We start from the raw sequence: 12370 nt of genomic DNA, 5'->3' as shown, positions 1-12370 counted from the left end.
CTTTAATTATAATTGAAGTTCAATGGCTAGTGCCTAATATTTGTCCAAGTCGATATAATTATCGATTATCTACTTGTAAGAAGGTTTTTTGGGGGAATTAAAACAAAGTAAAAAGGCCTGTATAAAAACAGGCCTTTTTTAGCGGAGGAAGAAGGGATTCGAACCCTCGGAGGCGTTAACCTCAATAACAAAATACATTGTTATTTGCATTAGACCACTCTGCCATTCCTCCATTTCCAATTTCAAAACGCATCCTATTTGATAATATTGTTGATAAGTAGTTTTTTTTAATCTAATAGGGTTTCTCTTTACTTCATGGATAAAGTAAATTTGGAGCCCGTAAAATAAACGTGTTTATATGGCTTTTGAACGATATTAATCTGTCACTTAGTGATAAAGCTTTTTTTTTGTAGTACAAATTGCACACCGCACGTTATAAAATATTATGATGAAGAAAAATTACGCAACTAAGGCAAAATCGTTTAAGAATCTATTGCTTACCTCAGGTATTATTGGTTCTGCAGCCTTGATCATGGGTTTTGGACCAATGTTTTTTGGTCCTGGGTTAACGGAAGCTGAGCCTTTTGATCCTTTTACGGATACTGCTTTTTCACCTGCAGGAACGGCTACCGATCCTTATGAAGTGGCATTTCCGAATTTGGATTTCGATACTCCCTTGAACTTTAATATTGTACCGGGGCAAAATAGAATTGTAGTCGGGCAAAGGGACGGTAAGGTGTATTGGTTCCCCAACGTTGATAACACTGCAGATAAAAATTTATTGGTGGACCTTTCTGCGGAAGTCGGTGTTGTGTGGGATGGTGGTTTCTTGGGACTGGCCATACATCCTGATTTTGGAACGACAGGTAAAAATTACTTTTTTGTATACTATACAAGTGATTCAGGAAATAACGAATTGGATGGTCCTTTAGGATTTTCTTGTGGAGTTGAAAACTTTCAGGGTAATTATCTTTATTTAGAACGTTTTGAGGTGGATCCAACTACATTGAATTATGTACCTGGGTCAAAGGTTACCATGATAAAGAGAAGAATGTACAATACCACACACCGTGGTGGTGGTATGGAATTTGGCGATGATGGGTTTTTATACCTATCTACCGGTGATCAAGCTGCTTATATAAATGCCCAGGATATTGCAGAGAATTTAGATGGTGGAGTGTTGAGGATCGATGTGGATATGGATCCAGCGAAGAGTCATGCGCCGATAAGAACGCTCTCTTCTCCTGGGGCAGGTGAAGCCGATGAGTTTTCGGGTCAGTATTATTGGATTCCTAACGACAATCCTTTTCCGAGCCTTACCGGAGATAACTTTGAAGAGTATTACTCTTTGGGGCACCGTAACCCGCATAGAATGACTAAAGATAGGGCTACAGGTACTTTTTATATTGGTGAAGTAGGGGAGAATACCCACGAAGAGATTAATGTACTGTCTAAAGGTAAAAATTATGGCTGGCCCTTGTATGAGGCAACTTTAGGTCCGAAAACAAGTTGTGTTGCACAGTTGTACAACAATATGCCACATGAGGAACCCTTGGTGGAATTTCAGAGAACGGAAGCCAGCTCCATTATTGGTGGTTATGTATATAATGGATCGGATATGCCTAGTTTGCAAGGTAAATATATTTGTGCCGATTATGCTAAAAAGACGATTTGGCAAGTGAATACTGCGACAGGGGAAAAACAGGTATTGGGTAATTTCACACCCTATGCGCCTGTATCTTTTGGCCAAGATTATCAAGGAGAACTTTATATTTTAAGTCAAGGAAACGGTGTTAAGCTGTATCGTTTAGAAGACCCTATAAGTTTGGAGGCTGCCCCAGAGAAACTTTCGGATACAGGGGTCTTTACGGACATGAACAACCTTACAGTAAGAGAAGGTTTTATCCCTTATACGATGGTAGACCCATTCTGGTCCGATGGAGCATACAAAACACGATGGATGGCCATACCCAATGATGGTACGCACAATACACCTGAGGAACAAATTCAGTTTTCAGAAAACGGCGATTGGGAATTTCCTGTAGGGTCTATTCTTGTAAAACATTTTGATTACCCGGTCGATGATAATGATCCCACGATTACAAAGAAAATAGAGACCCGATTTTCAATTAAGGGAGCTGATGGCAACTTCTATTTTCTAACCTATAAATGGCGAGATGACCAAAGCGACGCTGATTTAGTGGACATGTCATTAGGCGAAACAGATAATATTGAGGTTGCAGCTGCAGGTGGTGGTACACGTAATGTAGAGTGGTTGTATCCTTCCAATTCAGATTGTGTTACGTGTCATAATCCGGCTTTAGGAGGAACATTAGGGCCTCGAACCCGTTCTTTAAATAGAAATTTTGATTATTCTACCCATGACCCTAGTGGTACGGAAGCAAATCAATTGGTGACATTAAGTGCTTTGGGTATTTTAAACGAGAACATTACAGATACCGATACCCCAAATTACTTGACACATGTCGCCATGAGCGATGTAAATGGAACCATAGATGAAAAGGCTCGTACTTATTTAGATAATAACTGTGCCTATTGTCACCAGCCTGCTACTGGAAATCGTGGGGATTTTGATCTTAGATTGTTCAATACCTTGGCACAAACGGGTCTTTTAACTGCAGGCATGAACGAGTCCGTCGGATTAGGCCCGGATGAGCGAATTGTATATCCTGGAGACGCATCAAAATCACAGTTATACCATAGAGTACAGAGTACTACCCCAGGTGTAATGATGCCACCATTGGCCAAAGGGCAAGTAGATACGGAAGGTGCACAATTGATAATGGATTGGATAAATCAATTGCAACCGCTGGCCGAACCACCTGCTGCCGGAAATTATAGAATTGTAAATAGAGGTAGTAACGAGACACTACAAATTTTTGAGGGAAGTGTTTCACAGGGGGCAAACGTTGTTAGTGGAAGCTACGAAGGGTTGCCAGAACAACATTTTGAGCTACAAGAAACACCTGAAGGATATTATTACCTAAGAGCATTGAATAGTACAAACAGGTATCTTGATGTACAGTACGGAGAACTGGATCCAAACACTAATGTATGGCAGTATGCAGGAAACGGTTCACCTGCACAGACTTGGGAAATAGTGGATGCAGAAGATGGTACATTTAATATTATAAGTACATTGTCGGGTTATTATTTGGGACAAGACGATACAGGAAACGTATTGGTGGTAGAAAATCCATTGGACGATAGTATACGATGGGAATTTATGCCAACGAGCGCACCTTTTACCATAGGTATAGATATATTGGATGACATACTTATAACCTCTGAAGATGGTACTGCCGATGAATTTGATGTTGCTTTAAAATCGGCGCCATCAGAAGACGTGGTCTTGGTACTGACCGGCACGGGAGCTACCGATGAATTTACACTTTCCGATACAGAACTGACCTTTACGCCCGCGAATTGGAATGTTCCACAAACAGTTACGGTCACGGGAGTAGATGATGCAGATGTGGACGGAGTTCAATATTATGATATTGAGATTGCCGTTGATGGGCCTCGTAGTGATAGTGCCTATGCCGGTTTTGTAGAGGTATTTGGTGGTTATAATGAAGATAACGATGGCGGAGAAGGAGCGCCACCTGCGCCGGGTATTTACAGAATTATTAATGAGAGCAGTGGCTTGTCTATAGAAGTTGCTAATGCCGATACCGATAATATGGCAAATATAGAACAAGGGTTGTACCAAGGCCAAGCACATGAACAATTTGAATTGGTATATGAAGATAATGGGCTGTACTCCCTTATTGCCGTGCACAGTGGAAGAGCCATGGATGTAGAGTTGGGAAGTTCAGACCCAGGTACGAACATATGGCAATATACGGCTAACGGAACTCCGGCTCAATTATGGAGTCTAGAAGATGCAGGAGATGGCACTTACTTTATTGTTAGTGAAATGGGAGGACATTATTTAGCGATTGAGCCAAACGGAAATATTATTGTTGATGTAGAGAATGGCGATGATATTTTTAAATGGAGGTTTGAAGAAGTAGATCCTTCGTCAAACTACGGGTTAGTTATAAATAAGGATGGTGTTTATACAGACGAAGATGGTGATACCGATACTTTTACGGTAGTACTTACAGAAGCTCCTACGGCTGCGGTAACAGTTGAGGTGTCTGCTATATCAGGTGCAGATGAGGTGACCTTATCACCAACGCAATTGAGTTTTGACCAAACAAATTGGGATGTACCTCAGACCGTTACGGTTACAGGTGTTGATGATGCAGATATGGATGGAGCCCAAGAGGTAGTCATAGAAGTTTCGGTTATAGCACCTGTCACCGATACTAATTACGGTATAGGATTGGGAGACGACATAAAAGGAACCAATTATGATAATGATGGAGGTGACAATGGGGCACCGCCACCAGGAATCTATAGATTACGAAATGTTGGCAACACCCTAAGTATTATGCCAGAGAATGGTGGACTTACAAGAGATACCAACTTTGTGACAGACGTGTATAATGCATCTAGCTATCAACATTTTGAACTGGTACCCGATGGAAATGGATTCTATAGTATTAAGGCTATCCATGACAATTTAGTATTGGATATACAAGGAGGAAACCAAAATGCGGGAGCCAATGTTTGGATGTATACCGGTAATTTTAATGACGCCCAGTTATGGGACGTGGTAGAGGCAGGCGATGGTAGCTATTATATCATTAGTGTCTTCCCTGGCGGCTATTATTTAACGGTAGAACCAGATGGCAATGTAATTGTAGATGCAGATGATGGCAGTGATCTATATAAATGGCAATTCTTACCAACAGGGTTTGAACCGGAAGCTGTGGCCAGTGCAGATATTATTAGTGGAAATGAGCCATTGACCGTGCAATTTACGGGTAGTGCCTCTACTGATGATAAAAATGATATTGTAGGTTACCTCTGGGATTTTGGTAATGGAGATTCCTCAACAGAGGTGAACCCTCAGTATGACTTTACTACAGGTGGACCATATGCGGTTACATTAACGGTTACCGATGGTGACGGTTATACCGATACTAGTGATGCTATATTGATTACAGTGAACGGTACACCGGAATCTGTAGCCAGTTCAGATATTACTAGTGGAAATGCACCTTTATCAGTGAATTTTACAGGAGATCAATCATCGGATGATAACGGTATCATAGGTTATTTGTGGAATTTTGGAGATGGTAATACTTCTTCGGAAATCAACCCTTCACACACCTTTAACAATCCAGGAGAATATGAGGTTGAATTAACGGTTACCGATGCAGGTGGACTGTCGGATACTTCTACATTGACCATTACGGTGAATGGTGCACCTTATGCTAGTATAATAGCGGACAATACGGGAGGAGAAGCTCCGGTAGAGGTCAATTTTGATGGTAGTTCGTCTACAGACGATGTGGGTATTGTATCGTATTTGTGGGATTTTGGCGATGGAGCCAGTTCAACAGAACAAAGCCCTACCCATACTTTTACAACACCAGGTGTCTATGAAGTGGTACTTACCGTTACAGATGAAGGAGGTTTAGAAGATACCGCAACTACTACAATTACGGTAGTGGATGTTAATGAAGCGCCTGTGGCGGTAGCGGATGCAAATATTCAGAATGGGGTGGCACCGGTAGAAATTATTTTCAATGGAGACCAATCTACGGATGATGTTGGTATAGTTACCTATTCATGGGATTTTGGAGATGGTACAAGTGATTCAGGAGATAGTCCTGCACATACGTATACACAGCCAGGTGTCTATGAGGTAGTACTTACCGTTACCGATAGTGCAGGGTTAATGGATAGTGACTCTATTACAATAACTGTTGTAGATAACGAAGCACCTATAGCCATAGTTAGTGCAGATGTCACCGAAGGTGAGGCACCGTTGTTGGTGACCTTTACCGGTGATCAATCTACAGACGATGTAGGCATTGTTTCATATAATTGGGATTTTGGAGACGGTGTAACGTCTTCTGATGCCAATCCAGAACACACCTTCGATGTAATTGGCACTTATGATGTGATTTTAACCGTTACGGATGATGCAGGGTTACAATCGACAGCAAGCGTAGCTATAACAGTAACAGAAGAAAATGTTACTTTAGAACAGCCCTCTTTTGAATTTATATTGGCACCTAATCCTTCTACCGAATATGTAGAGGTTATCATGAAAGATAATTTTGATATGGATGAAATAGTAGGTGTTATGATTCATGATAGCGCTGGTAGGCTGATTAGACAATTTATGGTCGATGAGGTTCTACAAGGAGATAGATTGCGAATACCAACAGGTCTTTATAGGAAAGAAGTATATGTTGTAACGTTATTGTACAAAAACAACGAGCCAGATTCAAAACGTTTAATTATTCAATAGGTTCATATAAATTATAATTTCTTCAAAAGGCCGTTCAAGTATATTGAACGGCCTTTTTTTGTTGCAAAGTGTCCTATTTCAAGTTAGAAAGGGATTATGGTACGTGTTTTTTCTTTCTCTTTTGTAGGAAATATAATTAGCTGAAATACAGTATTTTAATATGTTTATTTTTAAAATGTTAGTGTGTTTTACTGTGTTGAATAAAGAATCTATAGTTCATCTTATAAAAGCATTGGTTGAACGTTTATTTTAAATAAATGGCTTTATAAACGGTAATTTCATAGTCCCCCCCGAGTTTAACGATAGTGCAATAAAAAAATTTATGTATGATACCTAAAATCATTCATTATTGTTGGCTTAGTGGTGAGGAATTTCCACTAGACATAAAAAGAAATATAGCATCTTGGAAATCGCTTTTGCCTGATTATGAATTCATGCTTTGGGATACGGAACGTTTTAATTTGGAAGAATGGCCATTTGCAAAAGAAGCTTTCGAAAAGAAAAAATATGCCTTCGCATGCGATATAGTTAGGTTGTATGCAGTGCATAAATATGGTGGAATTTATCTAGATACGGATGTCCAAATTCTTAAGAAATTTGATAACCTGTTACACTTGCCCTATTTTGTCGGACTGGAGTATGCCAATATCATCGAGGCGGCCGTATTTGGGGCCGAGAAAAATTCCGAATGGTTGGCACATTGTCTAAAGTATTATGACAACAGATCCTTTGTTAAAGAGGATGGTAGTATGGATATAGTGATAATGCCTACTATTATGAAGTTGCAACTACAGAAGATAAGACAGGTTGTGCCAATGACAAAAGAGGAGGTATGTATGGTGGATCGGTTAATTAATGATGAGAGCAAGTTTTATTTGTTTCCATGTGAGTACTTTAGTCCTAAAGATGTTGAAACCGGAAAAATACATACTACAAAGAATACCTATGCTATTCACCATTTTAATAGTTCTTGGTTACCTTATTTTTCTAAGTTAAGAAGGAGAATAAAACTTATTCTAGGGGTAAAGATGGTTAATAGGATGTTAAAGATATATTGGGTTAAAAACACGCTCCAATTCTTTAAAAGAATAGAGATGCAATTTGATTCCAAATAATATTTTTTAAGAAACTCCAAAGTTGTATAGTAGCCAGTAGCGTACTATGTACTGGTTAAGTATGACAATCGCATTTAATTAAAACGATGATATGGATGGAAGTGGTGAGTACTGCAGGGAAACGATATCTTCATGATTTCCTTCGTATGCTACAGCTCCAATATATTCTTCGTTAATATCAAAACTTAAAACCGTTAGATCGGTAATATCCGCCAATAATTGAGATGTAACCAAGTGGTGCCCTTCGGAAGATGGAATTTGTCTAAAATCGTCCTCTATACCTTTTCCGGTTGCCTTTACAATAGCTTCTTTGCGGGTCCAAAATTTATAGAACAACTTCTGCTTGTCCGTGGCACTTTCTAGTGCCAGAACTTCATTTTTATTAAATATATAAGGTATAGTTTCGGAAAAATCGTTTTCCCTATCTATTTTTTCTACGTCTATTCCTACAGCATTTTTTCCTATTGCAATTAAGCCATAATCATTGGTATGGGAAACATTGAAAAACACGGATGGATGGGAGCGGAGATAGGGTTTTTTGTTTTGGTGTATGTCGATATGTATCTGTGAAACGTCTAATTTGGTATATTCCGCCAACAAGAGTTTAAGGAATGACCGGCATATAATAAACCTATTCCTGTCCTTTTTAAAATGGTACTTTTGTGAACGCTGTAATTCTACATTATCTAGGTAGATTTCCAGGTCAGGGCTCCGATCGTAAAAGTCGGATAGTTTTATTTTGAATAGCTTTATTTCAGATTTGTTTTCAGAAATAGTTGCAGTAATATCAATAGGAGTCTCTACTGTACCACAAAATAACCTACTCTTTGTTTTCTGTATCATAATTGTCCAAAACGTCTTGTAGGCTATTTGCAAATACTTCTACGTTAGGCGACGAGAACATATCAATATGGTTACCAGGTACCATATGTTTACGTATGCCTTTTTTAGCTATATTTTTCCACCCCAATAAATTATAATCATGCGCGAAATAAATATCCTGTTTGGCCCTAAAGAGGTCCACTACCATATCTTGTGGAACAATCGTGTAACGATCAGTGGCTTGGTTATGCATCGTATCCATTTTCAATGAACGGTTATGTTGCATTTCATGTTGTTTTTCCTTACCGATTTTCATTCGTAGGAATAATCCGGAAACATGGAGCTTTATCAGTTGGATCCTTCTTTTAAAATTTTTCGCACTACTGAACATATTCAAGAAGATAAAAGTTACCCTTCCTAAAAGATATAGGAACGATACAACTTTTTTCTTGAAAGGGTTTTTATAGTAATAGTACGGAAAGACGTAGCTATCAAAGAGAGCTAATATTTTTACTTCTTTGCCTTGTTCCCTTAATTGTCTGGCCATTTCAAAAGCTACGATTCCCCCTAACGAAAATCCGGCGAGGGCATAAGGTCCTTCAGGGTTTGATGCTATAATCTCAGAGACATAATGTGCCGCCATTTCATCAATAGAGTCATGTGGTTCCGAAACGCCGTTAAGACCTTTTGGTTGAAGTGCGTAGACGGGTTGGTCATCGTCTAATTGCTTGGCCAGGTCATTAAATATAAAAACATTGTGATGAGCTCCGTGTACTATATATAAAGGAGGTTTGTTTCCTTCTGGTTTTAATGGTACCAATGAATCCCAGGTAATGAATTCACTATCCATATATGCTGCCAATTTTTTAACCGTTGGGTTTTTCAACAAGGCAACTAACGGCAATCTATTGCCTGTTTCTTTTTCTAGTTGTGTCATTACCCTCACGGCTATCAATGAATGTCCTCCGAGTTCAAAAAAGTCACTATTAACATTTATTTTATCTATACCAAGACATTCTTGCCATATGGAGGCGATAATTTTTTCTGATTTTGTGCTAGGGTCGACAAAACTTGTAGCAGTATTTTTTTTAGATAAAAGATTAAGTAATTCTTTTCTGTCAATCTTGCCATTTAATGTTGTTGGAAATTCTTTTACCAAATTAAACTGCTGGGGGACCATATGAGGGGGCAGTTGTTCTCTTAAAGTTTCTTTCCAACTGTTTATTTGTTCGGTGCTTGTATCTCCTATATGTGCAGGAATTAGGTTTGCGACCAAATTATCTCCATTCAACAATACTACGGATGATTGCACGCCATCTAAAGAATCTAGGGCTTGTTCAATTTCACCGAGCTCAATACGATGACCCCTGATTTTTATTTGTTGATCTATACGACCCAAACATTGAACTTCTCCGGAGGGAAGTAATTTGGCCAAATCACCCGTATGATAAAGAATAGGGCCTAAATCTGATTCAAAAGGATTTTTTGTGAATTTTTCAGCTGTTAGGTCTTGTCTTTTCCAATATCCTTTGGCGACACCATCTCCGGCAATGCACAGCTCACCCGTTTTACCGGGTTCTACCAGCTGATTGTGCTCATTTACAATATAAATTTGAGTATTGGCAATAGGTTTTCCAACGGTTATCAGGTCGTCTGATTTTGAAATTTGCTTAACGGCGGACCAAACTGTGGTTTCGGTAGGGCCGTACATGTTCCATAACTCATCTACTCTTTCCAATATATTTTTCGCCAATACTATTGGTAATGCTTCACCTCCACACAAGGCTTTTATGGGCAAGGGTTTTTTCCAGCCAGCATCTAAAAGCATTTGCCAAGTTGTTGGAGTGGCCTGCATCATTGTTATAGACTCATTTTCCATGACCTCTAACAAAAGACGGCTGTCCCTGGCGGTTTCTTCATCCGTCAATACCAATGAAGCACCTTTTAATAAGGGAACAAAAAGTTCTAAACCTGCAATATCAAAGGATATCGTTGTAATGGAGAGTAGTTTGTCGGTTTCTTTGATACCGGGCTCTTGTAACATGCTATACAGAAAATTGACCAAATTCTTGTGCGTTACAGGAACTCCCTTTGGTTTTCCGGTAGAGCCGGAAGTGTACAGCAAATAAACTACTTCACTATTGTCAACTTTTATATTAGGAGATGTATTGGGATATTTTGATAGGCCTTTAAAGATGTCTTCTAAAAGTAAAGTCTTGGAATTGGACTTTAAGGAAGAGGATAGGTTTTTGGTCGTTATCAAATATTTGGCTTCAGAATCCTCTAACATAAACTCTAATCGTTTGCTAGGGTAGTTAGGGTCTAAAGGTAGGTAGGCGGCACCACATTCCATTATGGCGATAAGCGTAACCACAAGTTCAATTGAACGCGGTAATGAGACGGCAACATAATCGCCAGGCGCCACCCCTTGTTCTATAAAATAATGTGCCAATTGGTGACCTTGCTTTTCTAAATTTTCGTAAGAAATGTTAGAATCGCCAAATTTTATAGCTTGTTTTAGAGGTGTATTTTGAGCTTGTTCGGCTAAAAGTTCATGTAATGCCAGTTGTGGATAAGAAACCACAGTGTTGTTCAGGTCCGTATAAGGTTTAGTATCTATCTTTACGATATTTCCTATTTCGATACTTGGGTTGGCAACAATACCGTGTAGTACTTCTTTAAAAGAAACCATCATTTGCTCTATGGTAGAAGAGGAGAACAAAGCAGAGTTATAGGCCCATTCTAGAATGAGTTCATCTTCTGTTCCGGTCGCGTTTAGAAAAAGCTCAAAAGCTTCATATGCCCTAGGGTTGCTCTTTAGCTTATAGTCCAATCCATCAAATGAAACCGCATTGGCCATACCCATGTCTATATTAAACATGATCGGTACCAATGGCACCCGAGAAGGGTCTCTTGCAATGGCAAGTTTTTGAAGTAATTGGCCAAAACTAAATTGCTGGTGTTCATAGGCATCGAACAATGCAATTTTTCTGGTTTTTAAATATTCGTTGAAAGGAATATTTGCGGCAATTTTAGTTCGTAATGGTAACAGATTTACACAGTGTCCTATCAATTGGGTTTTTCCGCTCAGGGATTGGCCTGCGGCCGGTAGCCCCAAAACTAGGTCATCTTGTCCTGTTTGTCTGTAAAGAAACACTTCAAAAGCGGCCATCAAGGTAACTACAAAACTGGCTCCTGATTTTATTCCAACTTTTTTTAGGTCGGCAACTAAATCACTGTCAATTTCAAAATCTAAGCGATTACTTTTAAAAGTTCTTAATTGAGGCCTTGGAAAATCGGTAGGAAGTGTTACGGTCGGAACCGATTTTTCATATTGTTTTAACCAATATTGTTCTGTAACAATATAGTCTTTACTTTGAATAAACTCTTGTTCTTCTTCGGCATAGGAGCTATACATTTCGGGTTCTGGAACATCTGGTGTTTTTCCTGATGTATAGGCTGAATAGAAACTTCCTATTTCTTCGAGCATAATACCTGTAGACCAACCATCACATATAATATGATGGGCCGTGAGCACTAATTGGTGTTCCAGTTCCGATAATTTCAATAAACCTATCTTAAATAATGGCCCTTCTACCAAATCGAAAATATAATGGGCATCTTCAGACAAATAACCTTTTACGGACCTATTTTTTTCCGCTTCGTCAAGTTGCGAGAAATCTTTGTACACAGGTGTAATGGGTAGCTCCTCAAAAACGGTCATAAAACGCCCGTCCCTACTAAAGGTAGATCTTAATGCTTCATGACGTTGAACTAACTTCTGTATGGCATCCTCTAGTCCAGCTTTATTCAAATGGCCCTTTAAGATAAGGGAAACAGATTCATTATAAGCTCGGTTTGCATCTTCTCCCCCCAACTTACAGGCAATCCATACTTCAGCTTGCGCTTGTACTATTGGAATTATTTTTTCGATTGCAGGTCCGACAAACGGATTAAAGGCAACTATGTCTTGCATTATATTGTTTATTGTTTTACTTCGTTAGATTTATGCTATCAAAGTAATTCGGTTATTTGATTA

At 39.1% G+C, this 12370-nt stretch carries 4 protein-coding genes and 1 tRNA gene; 2 read left to right on the top strand and 3 right to left on the bottom strand.

What is annotated here, in order from left to right:
- Positions 1–142 precede the first annotated feature (142 nt).
- A tRNA-Leu gene (locus tag J8L85_RS14490) sits at positions 143–232 on the bottom strand.
- 213 nt (positions 233–445) lie between these two features.
- Here J8L85_RS14490 and J8L85_RS14485 point away from each other — a divergent pair.
- Together J8L85_RS14485 and J8L85_RS14480 are read left to right on the top strand one after the other, a co-directional pair.
- On the top strand, positions 446–6394 hold the full coding sequence (locus J8L85_RS14485; RefSeq protein ID WP_211018450.1) for a PKD domain-containing protein: 5949 nt from the start codon (positions 446–448) through the stop codon (positions 6392–6394).
- A gap of 326 nt (positions 6395–6720) precedes the next feature.
- Positions 6721–7509, top strand: coding sequence for a glycosyltransferase (locus tag J8L85_RS14480; protein ID WP_211018449.1), 789 nt, complete (start codon positions 6721–6723; stop codon positions 7507–7509).
- 78 nt (positions 7510–7587) lie between these two features.
- Here J8L85_RS14480 and J8L85_RS14475 read toward each other — a convergent pair whose 3' ends face one another.
- Both J8L85_RS14475 and J8L85_RS14470 read right to left on the bottom strand, forming a co-directional pair.
- Positions 7588–8352 (bottom strand): 4'-phosphopantetheinyl transferase superfamily protein, encoded by a 765-nt coding sequence (locus tag J8L85_RS14475; protein ID WP_211018448.1) that lies wholly within the window; start codon positions 8350–8352, stop codon positions 7588–7590.
- Positions 8330–12307 carry a non-ribosomal peptide synthetase gene (locus tag J8L85_RS14470; protein WP_211018446.1) on the bottom strand — a complete coding sequence of 1326 codons (3978 nt, stop codon included), beginning with the start codon at positions 12305–12307 and terminating at the stop codon, positions 8330–8332. Before J8L85_RS14470 ends, J8L85_RS14475 begins: the two co-directional genes overlap by 23 nt.
- Positions 12308–12370: the final 63 nt, after the last annotated feature.

Source organism: Maribacter sp. MMG018 (assembly GCF_018100785.1).
Classification (GTDB): domain Bacteria; phylum Bacteroidota; class Bacteroidia; order Flavobacteriales; family Flavobacteriaceae; genus Maribacter.
The sequence above is the reverse complement of the archived record's forward strand: the minus strand, read 5'-3'. Positions and strand labels throughout refer to the sequence as shown.